We start from the raw sequence: 16327 nt of genomic DNA, 5'->3' as shown, positions 1-16327 counted from the left end.
CACCATGATCGACATAGCGGCAATTGTCGTCGTCTGGGGATACATTCTCGGGTTTCTTTATCTGACGGCCCGAACCGCGCGACGGTCTGGCAAGCCGGTTTGGCTGTTCTCGGCCGGACGCGAGCGCCAGACCGTTCCCGCCATGCTTTTCCGCACGGCCTTCGTTCTCGGCGGCATCCTTCCGCTGATAACGATGTGGGCCGAGGCAACCGGTTCGCCGAACACGCTCATAAAGCGGTTGGGTGCCGATGAAACGGTGGCGGTGGCAGGACTTTTGATGGCGGCGTTCGGCGCGGCACTGGCGCTTTACGCGCAGAACTACATGGGGAACTCCTGGCGAATAGGCGCGGCTCAAGGTCAGTTGGGCGCCATCGTTTCCGGCGGTCCGTTCGCCTATTCCAGGAACCCGGTGTTCGTCGGACAGATCGCGTTGTTCTGCGGGCTGGCGCTGGTCTATCCAACCCTTGCTCAGCTCACGGTCGCGCTTGCCATCGTCGCGGCGGCGAAACTCCAGGTTCGTGTCGAGGAGAGGGTTCTCGCACATGATCTCGGTGAAGCCTATGTGAGCTATTGCCGTCAGGTCAGGAGGTGGCTGTAGGTGCAGAACCGCCCCATCGATGGACTGCTTGAAACCGCTGACATGCCGCGCGCTTCGGGCGAATAGTCCTTGCCGGCTGGAACCAACGAAACCACTCGCCGGCCGATGCTTGACACAAAAACGGGGTACGCGCATATACAGCCCATGGGGTCGCGATCACCCCACGAGGCGACATGCCGAAGAATCGCGTCCATAAAACCGCAACAACGGAGGGACGCGTCATGCCGTCATTTCTCGAGATTTCTCCTGACAAGCTGAACCGCCTGATCGGAACGCCAAGCGCGCCCGTCATCATCGACGTGCGCACGGACGAGGATTTTTCGCGCGACCAGAGGCTGGTGCCCGGATCGATACGCCGGCGCTACGAGGATGTCGCCGCTTGGTCCGGTACGGTCGCCGGACCTGCCGTCGTCGTTTGCCAGGCGGGCCGCAAGCTCAGCCACGGCGTCGCGGCCAATTTGCGGCATACGGGGCGCGCCGCGGAGGTGCTGGAAGGCGGCTTTGAAGGCTGGACAAGCTTCGGCGGCGCGGCCGTGCCGAGTGAAAAACTGCCGCCGCGCGATCCGCAGGGCCGCACGGTCTGGGTCACGCGGTCCCGCCCGAAGATCGACCGCATCGCCTGCCCCTGGCTGATCCGGCGCTTCGTGGATCCGTCGGCGGTCTTCCTGTTCGTACCGGCCGCAGACGTCTCCCTGGTCGGCGAGAGGTTCGGCGCGATGCCCTTCGATATCGAAGAGGTGTTCTGGAGCCACCGCGGCGAACTCTGCACCTTCGACTTGATGATCGAGGAATTCGGTCTGGCGTCCGAGCCGCTCTCGCGCCTCGCCACGATCGTGCGTGGCGCCGATACCGCCCGTCCCGACCTTGCGCCGGAAGTGGCGGGGCTGCTTGCCGCGTCGCTCGGCCTGTCGCGCATGTTCAATGACGACCTGCAACAGCTCGATGCCGGCATGCTGCTCTACGACGCCTTCTATCGCTGGTGCCGCGATGCGACCGGCGAGACCCACAACTGGCCGAACCAGAAGCGGGGCCAGTGAGATGGCGGGAATCGTCAATGAAACCTCCGCTTCCGTGGAGACGGGGTCGCATGGCATCTCCCTGTCGGAGGCGGTGAGGGTATGGGCACGAATCGCCGCGCTGAGCTTCGGCGGCCCGGCCGGGCAGATCGCGATGATGCACCGCATCCTCGTCGACGAGAAGCGCTGGGTTGGCGAGCACCGCTTCCTGCACGCCCTGAACTATTGCATGCTGCTGCCCGGTCCGGAGGCGCACCAGCTCGCCATCTATATCGGCTGGCTGATGCACCGCACGCTCGGCGGCCTGATCGCCGGCGCGCTGTTCATGCTGCCGGGTTTCCTGTCGATCCTCGCCTTGAGCTACGTCTATGCAGCCTTCGGCAACGTCACCCTCGTCGCGGGCCTGTTTTTCGGCCTGAAGGCCGCGGTGCTCGCAGTCGTTATGCAGGCCGTGTTCCGCATCGGAAGCCGGGCCTTGAAGAACAGGGCGATGCTGGCGATCGCCGGCCTGGCTTTCGTCGCGATCTTCTTTTTCCGGGTGCCGTTTCCGCTTATCATCGCCGCCGCCGCGCTCACCGGCTTCCTCGCCGGCCGCTCCGGGTCATCGCTGTTCACGCTCGGCGGCGGCCACAAGGCGGGCGCGGGCGCGGTGCTTGCGGACAAGGATTCCCTCCTGGGGGAAGAGACGCCGCCGCACGCGCGGCCGAACCTCGCCTGGTCGTTGAAGACATCGGGCGGACTGGCCTTCGTCTGGCTGCTGCCGGTCGCCGTTCTCCTGATCGGCCTCGGCCCCGACAACGTCTTCTCGAAGATCGCGGTGTTCTTCAGCCAGATGGCGGTCGTCACCTTCGGCGGCGCCTATGCCGTGCTCGCCTATGTGGCGCAGGAAGCCGTGCAGAACTTCGGCTGGCTCAAGCCCGGCGAGATGCTCGACGGCCTCGGCATGGCCGAAACCACCCCCGGGCCTCTCATCATGGTGGTCCAGTTCGTCGGCTTTATGGGAGCCTATCGGGAGCCCGGCACGCTCGATCCGATGCTCGCCGCGACGCTGGCGGCGATGCTGACCACCTGGGTGACGTTCCTGCCGAGTTTCATCTGGATTTTCCTCGGCGCGCCGTTCATCGAGACGCTGAGGGGCAATCCTGCCCTGACGGGCGCGATGTCCTCGATCACCGCGGCGGTCGTCGGTGTCATCCTCAATCTGGCCATCTGGCTGGCCCTGCACGTGCTGTTTCGCGAAGTCGACGACCATGTCTTCGGCCCCCTCGTCGTCGAGGTGCCGCGTCTTCTTTCCGTCGATCTCGCGTCGCTGACCCTGACGGTGCTCGCTGTCGTCGCCCTGTTCCGGCTGAAGCTTTCCGTCGTCGCAACGCTCGCGATCTGCGCGTCGGGCGGCATCGCCTGGACGCTGCTGACAAGCGCCGCCGCGGCATGAGCGAAAGCAAAATGACCGCCTCCTCCCTGCAAACCGCCGCGGCCCGCGGCCGGATTCCAGCCACCGTCTGGGTCCTCGGGATCGTCAGCCTGCTGATGGACGTCTCCTCGGAGATGGTCCAGACGCTCCTGCCGTTCTATCTCGTTTCCGTCCTCGGCGCCTCGGCGCTTGCCGTCGGCTTCATCGAGGGTCTTTCGGTGGCGATCGCCACCACGACCAAACTTTTCTCCGGCATCATCGCGGACTGGACGCGGCGCCGAAAGGCACTCGCCGTCCTCGGCTACGGCCTCGGCGCCCTGTCGAAACTCGCCTTTCCCTTCGCCACCTCCGTCGGCTGGATCGTCGCCGCCAAGGCGCTGGACCGCGTCGGCAAGGGCATTCGCGGCACCCCGCGCGACGCGCTGATCGCCGACGTCACGCCCCAGGAGATCCGGGGAGCCGCCTTCGGCCTTCGCAAATCCCTCGATACGGTGGGCGGTTTCATAGGCCCGCTTGCCGCGATCGGGCTGATGTTCGCGCTCGACGGCAACGTGCTGGCGATCTACTGGATCGCGGTCGTCCCGGCATTCCTGTCCGTCTTCATCCTGGTGATCGGCGTCAAGGAACCCAGGGAACCGGTGGCGGCGAAGGCCGCGGCCCTGCCCCTTCGCATCAGCGATATCATCCGGCTCAACAGCTCGGTCTGGCTCGTCATCATCGCCGCCTCGATGCTGACCTTCGCCCGTTTCAGCGAGGCCTTCCTGCTCCTGAAGTCGCAGGAGGCAGGTTTTATGCCGGCATGGATCCCGGTCACCATGGTCGTCATGCATGCGGTCTACGGGCTGACCGCCTATCCGGCAGGCCGGCTGTCGGATGCAATCGGGCGGTCCGGCATTCTCGCCGCGAGTGTCGGCGTGCTGGCCTTGGCCTACGTCGCCCTGGCCTTCGCAGGCTCGATCCCGATGTTCCTAGTCGGCGTGGTCCTCTGGGGCCTCCACATGGGCCTCTCCCAAGGGCTGCTTGCAACGCTCATCGCCGACGCGGCGCCGCCAAGCCTCAAGGGCACGGCGTTCGGGGTCTTCAACCTGATGACCGGCATCGCCGTTTTGACCGGCAACGTCATCGCCGGCCTGCTCTGGGATTCCTACGGCTCGTTCGGAACATTCGGGGCCGGTGCAGTGCTGTCGCTGATCGCTTTGCTGATCGTGACGCTGGTGTGGCGCTGGAGAGTGCTGAAGTCAAAAGGGTAGCCCGTCGGGTCTGCGTAGGACAATATTGCCGGAACATTTGGTATTCGCGATTGTGTGCGGGCCGTATCAATGCGAACTATGCGATGGCCGATGCATCCATCGTAGCGTGATCCTAATCTCGCCAACGGTCGAAGCGCGTTGACATCGACAATATATCCTGTAATCTGGATATATGGATAGCAACACAGCGATCGCGGCGCTCGGCGCCTTGGCGCAGACCACACGACTGGAGACCTTCCGGCTTCTCGTTCGGCACGAGCCCGACGGCATTCCAGCCGGCGAACTCGCCCGCCTCATCGACGTGCCGCAGAACACGATGTCCGCGCACCTCGCGACGCTGTCGCGGGCGGGCCTGGTCACGAGCGAGCGGCAGAGCCGATCGATCATTTATCGCGCCGACCTCAACGGCCTGCGTGAGCTGACGCTGTTCCTGCTGAAGGACTGCTGCGGTGGATCGACGGAACTTTGCGCCCCGCTGATCGCCGAATTGGCGCCCTGCTGCAGCCCGGAGGCGAAGGCGTCATGAGCACCATCAGGCTGGAGCAGATCACAGGCAGCGATGCTGACCTCAAGGCGGCGTTGACGGACGCCCATCTGTCCACCGATGACATCGAGGATAGCGGCCGGACCTTCTTCAAGGCGCTGTCAGCCGATGGCCAGATCGTTGGTTTTTCCGGCGTCGAGCGCTGCGATGGCGACTACCTCCTCCGTTCAGTCGTCTTGCATCCGGATCGACGCGGAACCGGCGTCGGCAAAGCCGTCGTCGAGGTGACGGTGGCGAGTCTCGACCCTGGCGGCGCCGTCTTCCTCGCAACGACGAGCGCGGCGCCGTTCTTTGGGCGCATCGGATTCTCTGAAGTGCAGCGGGACAGCGTGCCTGCTGCGGTGCTGGCGACACGCCAGCTTTCCTCCATCTGCCCATCATCGGCGACCATCATGAAGCTTATCAAGCCGCCGATCTAACCACGGACCACGACCATGACTGACAAGACCTACAACGTGCTGTTCCTCTGCATGGGCAATTCCGCTCGTTCTATTCTCGCCGAATCCATCCTCAACAAGGAAGGCGGCGGACAGTTCAAAGCCTATTCCGCCGGCAGCCAGCCGAAGGGCGCGGTCAATCCGCATGCCCTGAAGGAACTGGAGGCGCTCGGCTATCCGTCGACGGGCTTCTCGTCGAAGAGCTGGGATGTGTTCGCTGAGCCGGGCGCTCCACAGATGGATTTCATCTTCACGGTCTGCGACAGCGCCGCGGGCGAGGCCTGCCCGGTCTGGATCGGCCATCCGATGACCGCCCATTGGGGCGTCGAGGATCCGGCCGCCGTCGTTGGATCAGAAGTCGAGATTCAGCGCGCCTTCGCCCAGGCCGCCCGCTTCCTCAAGAACCGGATCATGGCCTTCATCAATCTCCCGCTCGCCTCGATCGATCGCATGGCACTCGAGACCAGGCTTCGCCAGATCGGCTCGATGGAGGGTACGACCAGCCCCGAAGGAAAGTCCGCCTGATGTCCACCTTCGAACGCTATCTCACCATCTGGGTCTTTCTCTGTATCATCGTCGGCGTGGCCCTTGGCCATCTCATGCCCGGTCTCTTCCAGATCATCGGCGCGGCCGAGGTCGCCAAGGTGAACATCCCTGTCGCGATCCTGATCTGGCTGATGATCATTCCGATGCTGCTGAAGATCGATTTCCGGTCGCTGGCGCAGGTGGGCACCTACTGGCGCGGCATCGGCGTGACCCTGTTCATCAATTGGGCCGTCAAGCCGTTCTCCATGGCGCTGCTCGGCTGGCTGTTCATCGGCTGGCTGTTCCGCCCCTACCTGCCTGCTGACCAGATCGACTCCTACATCGCCGGATTGATCATCCTCGCGGCCGCTCCCTGCACGGCCATGGTCTTCGTCTGGAGCAACCTGACGCGCGGCGAGCCGCTGTTCACCCTCTCGCAGGTCGCGCTGAACGACGCGATCATGGTCGTCGCCTTTGCTCCGATCGTTGGCCTGCTGCTCGGCCTCTCCGCCATCACCGTGCCGTGGGATACGCTCGTTCTCTCCGTCGCCCTCTACATCGTCGTGCCCGTCATTATCGCGCAGATCATCCGCCGCCGGCTCACGGCCGACGGAACGACGCGCGCACTCGATGGCATACTCGCAAAGCTGCAGCCCATCTCGTTGTTGGCGCTCCTTGCGACGCTGGTTCTGCTCTTCGCCTTCCAGGGTGAGCAGATCATCGCGCAGCCCGCCATCATCGGCCTGCTGGCCATCCCAATCCTGATTCAGGTCTACCTGAACTCCGGGCTTGCCTATCTCTTGAACCGGATGACCGGCGAGCGGCATTGCGTTGCCGGCCCCTCGGCCCTGATCGGCGCCAGCAATTTCTTCGAACTCGCGGTCGCCGCCGCCATCAGCCTGTTCGGCTTCCAGTCCGGCGCGGCGCTCGCCACCGTCGTCGGCGTGCTCATCGAGGTTCCTGTCATGCTCTCGGTTGTCTGGATCGTGAACCGCTCGAAGGATTGGTACGAGGCCGCCCCCGCCGTTTCCCGAACCACTGTCACCGAAAGGCACTGACCATGGACGCGACCATCTATCACAACCCAGCCTGCGGGACGTCCCGCAACACGCTGGCGCTGATCCGCGCTGCCGGGATCGAACCTGTTGTCATCGAGTATTTGCATCACCCACCGACGCGCGAGCAGCTTGCAACGATGATCGCGGACGCTGGTTTGAACGTCCGGGAAGCCATTCGCGAGAAAGGCACACCCTATGCCGAACTCGGTCTGGACAACCCCGACCTCACCGACGACCAGTTGCTCAACGCAATGATCGTGACGCCGATCCTGATCAATCGCCCCTTTGTCGTGACTCCCCTCGGCACCCGGCTCGCCCGCCCGTCCGAAGTCGCCCTCGACATCCTGCCCAATACCTTCAAGGGGCCGTTCTTCAAGGAAGACGGTGAACAAATTCTCGATCAGGAAGGAAAGCGCATTGCCTGATACATTCCCAGCATTGCAAGGCGATCACCTGCACCCGACCGATCTCGGCGCCCTGCGCCCGGCATTCTCGACGCACGAGCCGCGCATCCTGATCCTCTACGGCTCGCTGCGCGAAGTCTCGTATAGTCGCCTTCTCGCGTTCGAGGCCTGCCGGCTGCTCGAGCGGCTCGGATGCGAGGTTCGCATGTTCGACCCGAAGGGTCTGCCGCTCCCCGACGAAGCGCCCACAAGCCATCCGAAGGTGCAGGAGTTGCGTAATCTCTCCCAATGGTCGGAAGGGCAGGTCTGGGTGAGCCCGGAACGCCACGGCGCAATGACCGGTATCATGAAGTCGCAGATCGACTGGATTCCGCTTTCGGTAGGATCGGTTCGGCCGACGCAGGGCAAGACACTCGCCGTCATGGAAGTCTCGGGCGGCAGCCAGTCCTTCAATGCGGTGAACCAGTTGCGCATTCTCGGTCGCTGGATGCGGATGATCACCATCCCCAACCAGTCCTCCGTCGCCAAGGCCTACCAGGAGTTCGATGCCGATGGCCGGATGAAGCCTTCCTCCTATTACGACCGTCTGGTCGACGTCTGCGAGGAGCTGGTGAAGTTCACCCTCCTCACGCGCGATGCTTCCGCCTATCTCACCGACCGCTACAGTGAGCGCAAGGAACAGGCGGCCGAGCTTGAGAAGCGGGTATCGCTAAGGTCGATCTAGCCCGGCCTTCGGCCGTCCGGTCGCCAACGACAGTGTTGAATGAACCAAGACTGTTCGTAGCGATCCGTGGTCGGGAGGCATCGGTCTACATGATGCGCTCTCTGGGATAAGGGAAACGTCAACGCAGCCATCGCCTCGTGGTGTTCGAGCACAGGGCAGCGTGATATAAGAGGAATCCGGGTCGATTAAATTCGTCCCGCTGGGCGTGCAACAACGACGGATATCCAAAGCGATATGAGCAAGCGTCCCCAAAGACTGCCTTCATACGATCGGTGTGACGACGACGCCTAGCTCTCGGCGTCCCACCACCTTCGTTTGAACCTTCTTTGGAGATAGCCATGTCCTCGCTTTCGCCTCGTGTGGCGATTGTAGGGGCGTGTTTGTGCTGGGCTCTTGGTACGATTCTCAGCAAGACACTCCTCTCGTCGTTTCCACCTGTCACAATTCTTGTTTTTCAGCTCGTGCCGAGCGTCATCGCACTTTGGCTGGCGGTTGCTTTCACCAAGCCGGATATTCCAGCAACCCGTTTGTTGTTGCCTATCGGCTTGCTCGGCCTTCTCAATCCCGGATGGGCCTACACATTCAGCATGTTCGGCCTTTCCCAGACGAGTGCGAGTGTCACAGCCTTGCTCTGGGCCTTCGAGCCTATTCTCATCCTCGGCCTTGCCTGGATGTTTCTCAGGGAGCGAATTGATCGCCAACTCGTCGGCCTCGTGGCTCTAGCGACGTGCGGAATTTTGCTGGTCAGCGGCGTCTGGAGTGACGAGCCGTCTTCAGCCGTGAAGCTGGGGACAGCTCTGATTCTGGCGGGCGTGCTTTGCTGTGCGATTTACACGGTCCTGGCGCGCAATCTCATCGCCGATCCGCTCTACACGGTCGCCATCCAGCAGACCGTGGCTCTAGGCTGGATGCTCGCAATCTGGCCGCTTGAACTGTCCCGGGTCGATCTATCGGGTGCGGCCGCCGTACCGGTCCAGGACATCGCTACGATCATTCTCTCGGGGCTGCTCTACTATGCGCTTGCCTATTGGCTCTATCTGTACGCGCTCCGGTCGATGCGGGCGAGCGTTGCCGGCAGCTTCTTTAACCTCATTCCGGTGTTCGGGGTCATCGGGTCGTTCCTTTTCCTGGGCGAGCGCCTCACCACCCTGCAATGGTTGGGAGCCGCGCTGATCATCGGCGTGGCGATGGTGGTTCTGCGGCGGGATGCGGACGAACTTCCTATCGAGGAAGCCCAAAGCATGGGTGCCTCGCAACGATCCCAGCCACTGTCGATGCTCGACGAACACCAACTTGATGATATCGGACTGACTCGGAAACAAGCATCCGAGGTCGACAAAAGGAGTATTGCTCGACAAAAGCCGTGAAGCGGCCAGGCATCGACGATGCCTGTTGGTTGCGGTCAATTTGACGGGCTCGGTGTGGCGACGAGGCTCCGCTTCGTCGCCATCGCCACCGCGACAAACGCCGCAACGCCGATCGAGCCGAGCGCGGCGCTCAAGACGAGTGACGCGCCTATGCCGAACTGCCCCATCGTCGCTGCGAAGGCGAACGGCGCAGCCGCGCCGGCGGCCAGTCGTGAGGCGGCCATCTTGCCGGTGAGCGCACCGTATCCGTCCGAACCGAACAGGTAGAGCGGCAAGCTGCCCTGCGCGATGCTGTTGATGCCCGACCCAAGGCCGAGGCAAATCGAGAAGGCAACCGCACCGGGGAGCCAGTTGCCGGACAGCGCCAAGATGACGACGCTCAGCACCATGAAGACGGCGGAGAGAACCGCAAGGCCGGGCGGCGCGAGCCGCGTGCCGAAGATCATGTTGATCAGTCGGCTGAGAACCTGCGCCGGGCCGAACAGCGAGCCGATGACGACGGCGGCGCTTCCGAATCCAAGCGCACCGAGCATCGGCACCATATGGGCGAGCATGGCTCCAAGCGTGAAGCCGAGCAGCGCGAATGCTGCCGAGACGGCAAGTACAGCGCCGCGGCGGCGCTCGCGAGGAATGGCCCCAACGACGGGCTCGCGCATCGGCCTCATTCCGCCGGCGGCTGCGACCTTTCCCTTTCGCACGATCCAGAGGTGGAACGGCATGCAGACAAGAAGGTTAAGCCCGGCATAGACGAGGTAGATTTCCCGCCAGGACAGATAGCCGAGCAGCGCCGTGGCAATCGGCCAAAAAATCGTGGAGGCAAATCCTGCAATCAGCGTGAGATAGGTAATGCTCCGTGATGCGGAGCGGGGATCGGCTTCCACCAGTGCCGCGAACGCGGCCTGGTACTGGACCATGCCGGACGATATCTCCAACAGGACGATGGCCACCGCGAAGACTGCCACCGACGGCGACCAGGCGCACAAGATCAAGGTCAGCGCAGACAACGCCGAGCCGATCGCCATTACCGATGCCGCGCCAATGCGATCCATTTGCCGCCCTATGTACGGCGCTGACAGCCCCCCAACGAACAGCGAGGCCGAGAAGACGGCAAAGACCTGTGCGACAGTGATGCCGAGATCCGCCGCAATGCCGGGCGCCAGGATGCTGAAGCTATAGTAGAGGGTGCCGTAGCCGATAATCTGGGTCAGGCCGAGCGCGGCGACGATGCCAACGGGAACGTTCGGATTACGCAACGACGTCGCCCTCGCTCTGGTCAGCATCCGTCTTGCAGCATCCCTCGGATCGCTCCACGCCCTCGCGGACCATCGGGTGGCCGGCGCAGCAATCCTCCATGAGGAATTTCACGAGATCGGCCAGCGCATCGTAGCTGGCGCTGTAGACGATTGAGCGGGATTCCCGTCGCTGCGCGATGAGGCCAGAGCGCTCCAACTCCTTCAGGTGGAAGGATACATTCGAGGGCGAGACGCCCATGCGCTCGGCGATCAGGCCGGCGGCCAACCCGTCCGGTCCGGCGACGACCAGCGTTCGGACGATAGCGAGGCGGGTTTCCTGCGACAGGGCCGCGAATGAGGTAAGGGCTTGACGTTCGTCCATATTTCAATAATCCTTGAATCATTGAAAAATAGGAGTAGCGCACATGAATGCGATCGACAAGACCGTTTCATCCGATATCACGCTTGGACAGCTTCTTGACAGCCTTGCGGCCGCGCCAGAGGCGCCGCTGGTGTTTCTCTACGAAGGGCAGCCGGTGAATGCGGGCTATCATGTCACCGAGGTCAAGGCGGGTGCATTCTCGGCGCTCGATTGCGGCGCCAACCCCGAAGCCTGGTCGGAGATGTTCGTCCAGCTCTGGGATATCGACGAGGACGGCAGGAACCACATGCCGGCGGGGAAGTTCTCCGCGATCATCCGCAAGGTTTCCGATCACGTCCGGCTCGATCCGGCTGCCAAGCTCACCTTCGAGGTCAGTGACGGAAATCGGCCGATGGCGCTGTATTGCGCGTCGTCGCCGCGATTGGCTGGGGATCGGTTCGAGGTGGCGCTGGCTGCTCGGCCGTCGAGCTGCAAACCCCGCGACCGCTGGCTGGCGGAGAAGGCCGCGGTTGCAGATGCCTGCTGCGGTGCGGGAGCGACACATGCCAAGTGCTGTGCCTGACGTACCTGATGAGCTTGCCAATATGCCGAGCTGGCGATCCTGACCTACGGGAAATCCCGTAGATCTGCGCCTGCCAGCGATCCGACATATGGGCCATTCCTCTCGCTCGTGGCGGTTGACGTTTGCCGACGAACGTAACAGTTTTCGTGCGGCAGGAGCAAACAGCGAGCGATGGGCGAAGACATGGGCAGTGCGCCGGAGCATGTGCATACAGAGGGCGATCTTGGACACCAACATGCGACGGAAGTGACACAGTCAAACGAGCGTCGGATCAGGCTCGTGTTCCTCCTAACGGCCGGATACGCGCTTGTGCAGGCGATCGGCGGCTGGATTGCCGGTTCCCTCGCCCTGATTGCGGACGCCGGGCATATGATCTCGGACTCTGCGGCTTTGCTGCTGGCGCTTGTTGCCTATCGCGTGGCGCGTTGGCCAATCGATGCGCAGCGTACATACGGTTTTCACCGCGTCAGGGTTCTTGCGGCGCTTGCCAATGGCGCCACCCTGCTGCTGCTGGTCGCCTGGATCGCCTGGGAGGCGGTGCAACGGATCAACCAGCCTGCCGAAATCCTTGCTGGCCCGATGCTCATCGTTGCGACCATCGGCCTGCTCGTAAACCTTATCGGCGCCTATGCACTCTGGTCCGGCGACAGTGGCGATAGCAATTTGCGGGGCGCGCTTCTTCATGTGGTCGGCGACCTTCTCGGATCGATTGGTGCGATCACTGCGGCTGTCGGGATCATGTTGACCGGATGGGCCATTCTCGATCCGCTTCTTTCGGTCCTGGTTGCCGGCCTCGTCATCCGGTCCGCCTGGGGGCTTGTTTCCGACTCCATCCGCGTTCTTCTCCAGGCAACGCCGAAGGGCATCGATGCCACAGAGATCGAAGCGTCCCTGCGCGATCTTCCGGGCATTGCAGAGGTTGGCCATTTCCATGCCTGGACGCTGACCGATGAGAGCATCATCGCGACCGTTCATGTCAGCGCCGACCAGGGGGCAGACCCCTTGTCCCTGCCGCCTTTGGTGGCTTCGTGGCTTCAGGAAACGCGTGGCATCGATCACGTCACGGTTCAGGTCGACCCGCGAGGCTCTCTCCTCACCCGACACACATGAGCGTTCCAGAAATCAGCCGTCCGATCCAAAACGATCTTGGTTGAATGCACCGGGCTGATCGCGCTGGTGCACTCGCTCGGCGCCGCGTCGCGTCTCGTCCGCACTTGCGAAGGTCCTCTGCAGGACTGTCGGAAGGGCCAGACGCTCAAGCGCTTCGGTGGGTGCGAGCGCCCAGTCGAGGAGCGCCTCGTCAGACACGATCCATACGACCGGCCTCATTTCCTGGCCAAACCCGGTAGCACTGGTTTCAGCGGTCGTGGGCTGGCGTAGCGTGCGTCCCGTTAACCTCAGGCCGTTCGTTGCCTTGAACGACGCGGATGGAACGAATGCCGACAGATTTGCAGGAAGGGCTCGCTCGGCTTTAGCGGCGCGGAATGTCGGGAGCGGCACGCTGATCGTCGCGAGATCAACGAATGCCGGCTGATCGACATTCGACTGGGGAGAAGTCTGCAATTCGAGCGCCCTTTCCGCGCGGCTCTTGCGCGTCGGCAGCAATGCGGTCACGAGGTTATCCGTTTGGGAGGCATCATCCTCTTCGGACAGCGCGCCGCTGGCGGTGCTGGCAGCTGCAACCGATTTAGCGCTTACACGCCGCTTATAGTCAACCATGGCCACATTGTACCCCGGCAACGGCCGTCCATCCGCGGGAACATGAAGGGTCTTGCCGTTCGGGAAGATGCGGACCAGTTCCTGGCGCGACATCCGCGGCCAGGCGCGCACACGCCCGACATCCAAATGCACGAAGGGCGAGCCCGAAGTCGGATAGTAGCCGACGCCGCCGATCTGCATCTGCATGGCGATCGCCCTGAGCTTTGCCAGCTTCACGCCGGGAATGTAGAAGTCCATCGCCTTTCCGAGCATATGCTGGCTGTTCTTGGCGACGCCCGTGTTGCGAGAGCGGCCGCGCAGCATGTTGTTGGTGGCCGGCGACCGGTAGGCGGAGACGATATTGATGTAGCCGTTCGCCCCGCTGCGTTGGTAGACTTCCCAAACGAGATCGAGCAGACGCGGATCCATACGGGCGGGTTCGTTCCGGCGCCAGTCGCGCAGGAAGCGATTGATCTGCGCAAGACCCTTCGCGTCAAATTTGCCGTCGCGTTTGAAGGCGATCGTCGCACGCTCGCCGGTATGGGTGAAAAACAGCTTAAGCGACCGGGTTTCCGCAGCCGCGTCGGCGGCGCCTAGCGCGGCGGCGGAAGCGGTGATGGCCGCGACGCAGGAGTTCCGCGCGATCCAGCGCGCAAGTTTCGCAATGCCGTTGTCGGCAATGGTGCGAAACGTATGGACCAGAGACGCTTTTACTGGATACTCAGACACGATGGGTACGATCCAAACGAGACACAATCACAAAGGCACTGCAGGCATTTTCTGCCTTGACCGAGAGTGATTATGGTCAACAAAGGCTTAAGAAGCCGTTGACGAGCTCTTTAACCGCGTCGCCGGGGGTGTAGGCGTACCGATAGAGCAGCTAGGCTGCGACGCCTTTCACATCGCCTAATAGTCGACCAGCGGCATCTCGCGGCTCAGTTCGCCAAAATGCGGCTCTACCCCAAGGAGCGGTGCGACGCGACCGATGATGGCCTTGATCATCGGTGCGGCTGTGGACGCTGCGGTGCGGCCGCCGTTCTCGCCGGTGCGAGGCGCGTCGATGATGGAGAGTACGATGTAGCGCGGCTTCTCCATCGGGAACGCGGCAACGAAGGCGTTGAAGTTGATGTTCTTGGCGTAGCGTCCGTTGATGACCTTGTCGGCCGTGCCGGTCTTGCCGCCGACATGGAATCCTTCGACCTGTGCGTTCCGGCCGGAGCCTTTCTGGCCGTTCCAGTCGTAGAGGTAGCGCATGTCGGCGCTCGTCTTCTCCTTAAGGACCCGGATCGCGAGCGCCTGCGCCTCGTCTCTGGAGCGCGGCAGGAAGGTCGGCGGCACGAGGAAGCCGCCGTTCATCAAGGCGGCCGCGGCGACGGCCGTCTGCAGGGGCGTCGTCGCCACGCCGTGGCCGAAGGAGATCGTGACGGAGTTGATCTTCTTCCAGGTTTTGGGCTGTGTCGGCGTCGCCACGCCCGGCATCTCGGTTTCCATTTTCGAGAGCAAGCCGAGCCGGGTCAGGAATTGCTGGTGGCCTTCGATGCCGACCATGTCGGCCACCGCGGCGGTCCCGATATTGGAGGAATACTGAAAAACCTCTGGAATGGAGAGCGGACGGTTTTTGCCCTTGAAGTCGCGAATGGTGAATCCGCCCATGCGGATGGGCCGTGAGGCATCGACGACGGAGGTGAGGTTGATCTTGCCTTCGTCCAGACCCATGGCGAGGGTGAAACTCTTGAAGGTCGAGCCCATCTCGAAGGTCGCGTTGCTGATGCGGTTGAACCAGCCTTTCTCGTATTCCTTGTCGATGCTGCCGTCGGCGAGCTTTCGCGAGGGCGCATTCGGGTCGTAGTCGGGAACCGAGGCCATGGCCAGCACCTCGCCGGTATCGACGTCGAGGATCACGGCACCGGCGGCTTCCGCCTGGTAGTCGGCCATCGCCTTTGCCGCGACCTCGCGCACGATGTTCTGGACACGCAGATCGATGGAGAGTTTAACCGGTTCGAGCCTGATGTCATTGGTGAGGCCTGCGGCGCGTAGGTCGGCAAGTCCCTGTTGGTCGAGATAGCGCTCCATGCCGGCCAGGCCCTGGTTGTCGACGTTGACATGGCCTACGATATGCGAAGCCGTGGCGCCGCCCGGATAGATGCGCCGCTTTTCTGGCCGGAAGCCGATGCCCGGCAAGCCGAGCGCGAGGATGTCGGATTGCTGCTTGGGCGTCAGTTGCCGCCGCAGCCATTGAAAGGCGCTGTCTGAGCGCAATCGCCGGTGTGTTTCGCTCCAGTCGAGGTTCGGCACGACCATGGCGAGTTTCTCGACCACCTCGTCTGCATCGACGATGCGGCGCGGTTCGGCATAAAGCGAGACCATGTTGAGGTCAGTGGCAAGCAGCAGGCCGTTGCGGTCGATGATGTTGGGGCGAGAGGCAACAGCGTCTCCACTGCCAATCGAGGCGGACTGAGTGGGGTCGGAAATGCCGTATTGGACGAGGCGCGCACCGATGGCGAGGTAGCCCGCGAGGAAGAAGCCGATCAGGATCGCGAGGCGTTGGCGTGTCTGGATGCGCCGGCGGGCGTTCGTACCGACGAATGCCTCGCCGTTGGCGCGATGGGCGCCTTTCATCGTAAAATGAGCGCGACTTTGGAGTCGGGTAATAAAAGAAATCATGTCGACCAAACTCAGGCCTGTTTACCCGCTCGACGAAACAGTCATAGGCCAAATGCAACCTTTCACTGTGCCGAAAAAGACGCAAAGGAAGAGTTGTTGGGGGAGGTGGTGGTCTTAAAACTCCGTTAATATACAATTAAATCTTTATTTGTCTGGTTTACGATTTCTTTGCTTGATATTGGGCTGGGCTTCGGGCGCAAATCAGGGGCGCCCGCTGTGTCGCGCATTTCTAAACCAGAAGAATGTTTCCATGCCTATCGCTGCTCCCAAGATGACTGGTGTGGTCACAGCGAACATTGCCTCCACGGAATTGTGGCCGCCTAGAATGCAGATAGCCATGAAGACCATCTTCAGTCCCGCATAGGCGAGTAAGCAGAAAAGCCCAATCCATGACGCAGCCTTCAAGATCGCGAGCATGAGACCCTCCTTGCTAAAAATTAGCGCGAGGATCA

The 16327-nt window shown here is 62.5% G+C and carries 18 protein-coding genes; 13 read left to right on the top strand and 5 right to left on the bottom strand.

Annotated features, from left to right (window positions below):
* Nucleotides 1-4 precede the first annotated feature (4 nt).
* The 11 genes from GB927_RS25585 to GB927_RS25535 all read left to right on the top strand — a co-directional run bounded on the left by GB927_RS25585 (nucleotide 5) and on the right by GB927_RS25535 (nucleotide 9337).
* Nucleotides 5-598, top strand: a complete 594-nt coding sequence (locus tag GB927_RS25585) for a methyltransferase family protein (RefSeq protein WP_256120045.1) — start codon at nucleotides 5-7, stop codon at nucleotides 596-598.
* A 221-nt stretch (nucleotides 599-819) separates the two neighbouring features.
* Nucleotides 820-1635 carry a chromate resistance protein ChrB domain-containing protein gene (locus GB927_RS25580; protein WP_256120044.1) on the top strand — a complete coding sequence of 272 codons (816 nt, stop codon included), beginning with the start codon at nucleotides 820-822 and terminating at the stop codon, nucleotides 1633-1635.
* A 1-nt stretch (nucleotide 1636) separates the two neighbouring features.
* The gene (gene chrA, locus GB927_RS25575; protein ID WP_256120043.1) at nucleotides 1637-3049 is read left to right on the top strand and encodes a chromate efflux transporter; all 1413 of its coding nucleotides are present in this window, start codon (nucleotides 1637-1639) and stop codon (nucleotides 3047-3049) included.
* A gap of 11 nt (nucleotides 3050-3060) precedes the next feature.
* Complete coding sequence (locus GB927_RS25570; RefSeq protein WP_256120042.1) at nucleotides 3061-4278, top strand: MFS transporter; 1218 nt, start codon at nucleotides 3061-3063, stop codon at nucleotides 4276-4278.
* 172 nt (nucleotides 4279-4450) lie between these two features.
* Nucleotides 4451-4804 (top strand): ArsR/SmtB family transcription factor, encoded by a 354-nt coding sequence (locus tag GB927_RS25565; RefSeq protein ID WP_256120041.1) that lies wholly within the window; start codon nucleotides 4451-4453, stop codon nucleotides 4802-4804.
* Nucleotides 4801-5241: an arsenic resistance N-acetyltransferase ArsN2 gene (gene arsN2 / locus GB927_RS25560; protein ID WP_256120040.1), complete on the top strand. Its 441-nt coding sequence runs from the start codon at nucleotides 4801-4803 to the stop codon at nucleotides 5239-5241. The genes GB927_RS25565 and arsN2 overlap by 4 nt, the downstream gene beginning before the upstream one ends.
* 15 nt (nucleotides 5242-5256) lie before the next feature.
* Nucleotides 5257-5784 carry an arsenate reductase ArsC gene (locus tag GB927_RS25555; RefSeq protein WP_256120039.1) on the top strand — a complete coding sequence of 176 codons (528 nt, stop codon included), beginning with the start codon at nucleotides 5257-5259 and terminating at the stop codon, nucleotides 5782-5784.
* On the top strand, nucleotides 5784-6842 hold the full coding sequence (gene arsB, locus GB927_RS25550; RefSeq protein WP_256120038.1) for an ACR3 family arsenite efflux transporter: 1059 nt from the start codon (nucleotides 5784-5786) through the stop codon (nucleotides 6840-6842). Before GB927_RS25555 ends, arsB begins: the two co-directional genes overlap by 1 nt.
* Nucleotides 6843-6844: 2 nt before the next feature.
* Nucleotides 6845-7267, top strand: a complete 423-nt coding sequence (arsC, locus tag GB927_RS25545) for an arsenate reductase (glutaredoxin) (protein WP_256120037.1) — start codon at nucleotides 6845-6847, stop codon at nucleotides 7265-7267.
* The gene (arsH, locus tag GB927_RS25540; RefSeq protein ID WP_256120089.1) at nucleotides 7242-7970 is read left to right on the top strand and encodes an arsenical resistance protein ArsH; all 729 of its coding nucleotides are present in this window, start codon (nucleotides 7242-7244) and stop codon (nucleotides 7968-7970) included. The genes arsC and arsH overlap by 26 nt, the downstream gene beginning before the upstream one ends.
* A gap of 338 nt (nucleotides 7971-8308) precedes the next feature.
* On the top strand, nucleotides 8309-9337 hold the full coding sequence (locus GB927_RS25535) for an EamA family transporter (RefSeq protein ID WP_256120036.1): 1029 nt from the start codon (nucleotides 8309-8311) through the stop codon (nucleotides 9335-9337).
* Nucleotides 9338-9372: 35 nt separating this feature from the next.
* Here the strand turns inward: GB927_RS25535 and arsK are convergent, their stop codons facing one another.
* Complete coding sequence (gene arsK, locus GB927_RS25530) at nucleotides 9373-10617, bottom strand: arsenite efflux MFS transporter ArsK (protein ID WP_256120035.1); 1245 nt, start codon at nucleotides 10615-10617, stop codon at nucleotides 9373-9375.
* Nucleotides 10583-10951 (bottom strand): ArsR/SmtB family transcription factor, encoded by a 369-nt coding sequence (locus GB927_RS25525; RefSeq protein ID WP_133037164.1) that lies wholly within the window; start codon nucleotides 10949-10951, stop codon nucleotides 10583-10585. Before GB927_RS25525 ends, arsK begins: the two co-directional genes overlap by 35 nt.
* 43 nt (nucleotides 10952-10994) lie before the next feature.
* Between GB927_RS25525 and GB927_RS25520 the strand changes: the two genes are divergently transcribed.
* Both GB927_RS25520 and GB927_RS25515 read left to right on the top strand, forming a co-directional pair.
* A complete protein-coding gene (locus tag GB927_RS25520) occupies nucleotides 10995-11513 on the top strand; it encodes a DUF6428 family protein (protein WP_256120034.1) in 519 nt (172 codons plus the stop codon).
* A 171-nt stretch (nucleotides 11514-11684) separates the two neighbouring features.
* Nucleotides 11685-12623: a cation diffusion facilitator family transporter gene (locus GB927_RS25515; protein WP_256120033.1), complete on the top strand. Its 939-nt coding sequence runs from the start codon at nucleotides 11685-11687 to the stop codon at nucleotides 12621-12623.
* Nucleotides 12624-12635: 12 nt separating this feature from the next.
* Here GB927_RS25515 and GB927_RS25510 read toward each other — a convergent pair whose 3' ends face one another.
* The 3 genes from GB927_RS25510 to GB927_RS25500 form a co-directional block, all read right to left on the bottom strand.
* Nucleotides 12636-13940, bottom strand: coding sequence for a peptidoglycan L,D-endopeptidase MepK (locus tag GB927_RS25510; protein ID WP_439655530.1), 1305 nt, complete (start codon nucleotides 13938-13940; stop codon nucleotides 12636-12638).
* A gap of 177 nt (nucleotides 13941-14117) precedes the next feature.
* Nucleotides 14118-15875, bottom strand: a complete 1758-nt coding sequence (locus GB927_RS25505; protein WP_256120032.1) for a peptidoglycan D,D-transpeptidase FtsI family protein — start codon at nucleotides 15873-15875, stop codon at nucleotides 14118-14120.
* 201 nt (nucleotides 15876-16076) lie between these two features.
* Complete coding sequence (locus GB927_RS25500) at nucleotides 16077-16292, bottom strand: hypothetical protein (protein ID WP_256120031.1); 216 nt, start codon at nucleotides 16290-16292, stop codon at nucleotides 16077-16079.
* Between the last annotated feature and the right edge of the window lie 35 nt (nucleotides 16293-16327).

Origin of the sequence: Shinella lacus (genome assembly GCF_010994755.1) — a bacterium.
GTDB classification, from domain to species: domain Bacteria; phylum Pseudomonadota; class Alphaproteobacteria; order Rhizobiales; family Rhizobiaceae; genus Shinella; species Shinella lacus.
The sequence above is the reverse complement of the archived record's forward strand: the minus strand, read 5'-3'. Positions and strand labels throughout refer to the sequence as shown.

What these genes read in the sequence shown, in the direction of transcription:
- GB927_RS25515 (WP_256120033.1), top strand. Translation starts at nt 11,685, where the DNA reads ATGGGCGAAGACATGGGCAGTGCGCCGGAGCATGTGCATACAGAGGGC.
- GB927_RS25535 (WP_256120036.1), top strand. Translation starts at nt 8,309, where the DNA reads ATGTCCTCGCTTTCGCCTCGTGTGGCGATTGTAGGGGCGTGTTTGTGC.
- GB927_RS25570 (WP_256120042.1), top strand. Translation starts at nt 3,061, where the DNA reads ATGACCGCCTCCTCCCTGCAAACCGCCGCGGCCCGCGGCCGGATTCCA.
- arsN2 (WP_256120040.1), top strand. Translation starts at nt 4,801, where the DNA reads ATGAGCACCATCAGGCTGGAGCAGATCACAGGCAGCGATGCTGACCTC.
- GB927_RS25520 (WP_256120034.1), top strand. Translation starts at nt 10,995, where the DNA reads ATGAATGCGATCGACAAGACCGTTTCATCCGATATCACGCTTGGACAG.
- GB927_RS25500 (WP_256120031.1), bottom strand. Translation starts at nt 16,292, where the DNA reads ATGCTCGCGATCTTGAAGGCTGCGTCATGGATTGGGCTTTTCTGCTTA.
- GB927_RS25525 (WP_133037164.1), bottom strand. Translation starts at nt 10,951, where the DNA reads ATGGACGAACGTCAAGCCCTTACCTCATTCGCGGCCCTGTCGCAGGAA.
- arsB (WP_256120038.1), top strand. Translation starts at nt 5,784, where the DNA reads ATGTCCACCTTCGAACGCTATCTCACCATCTGGGTCTTTCTCTGTATC.
- GB927_RS25555 (WP_256120039.1), top strand. Translation starts at nt 5,257, where the DNA reads ATGACTGACAAGACCTACAACGTGCTGTTCCTCTGCATGGGCAATTCC.
- arsC (WP_256120037.1), top strand. Translation starts at nt 6,845, where the DNA reads ATGGACGCGACCATCTATCACAACCCAGCCTGCGGGACGTCCCGCAAC.
- GB927_RS25565 (WP_256120041.1), top strand. Translation starts at nt 4,451, where the DNA reads ATGGATAGCAACACAGCGATCGCGGCGCTCGGCGCCTTGGCGCAGACC.
- arsK (WP_256120035.1), bottom strand. Translation starts at nt 10,617, where the DNA reads ATGCTGACCAGAGCGAGGGCGACGTCGTTGCGTAATCCGAACGTTCCC.
- GB927_RS25585 (WP_256120045.1), top strand. Translation starts at nt 5, where the DNA reads ATGATCGACATAGCGGCAATTGTCGTCGTCTGGGGATACATTCTCGGG.
- GB927_RS25505 (WP_256120032.1), bottom strand. Translation starts at nt 15,875, where the DNA reads ATGATTTCTTTTATTACCCGACTCCAAAGTCGCGCTCATTTTACGATG.
- chrA (WP_256120043.1), top strand. Translation starts at nt 1,637, where the DNA reads ATGGCGGGAATCGTCAATGAAACCTCCGCTTCCGTGGAGACGGGGTCG.
- GB927_RS25580 (WP_256120044.1), top strand. Translation starts at nt 820, where the DNA reads ATGCCGTCATTTCTCGAGATTTCTCCTGACAAGCTGAACCGCCTGATC.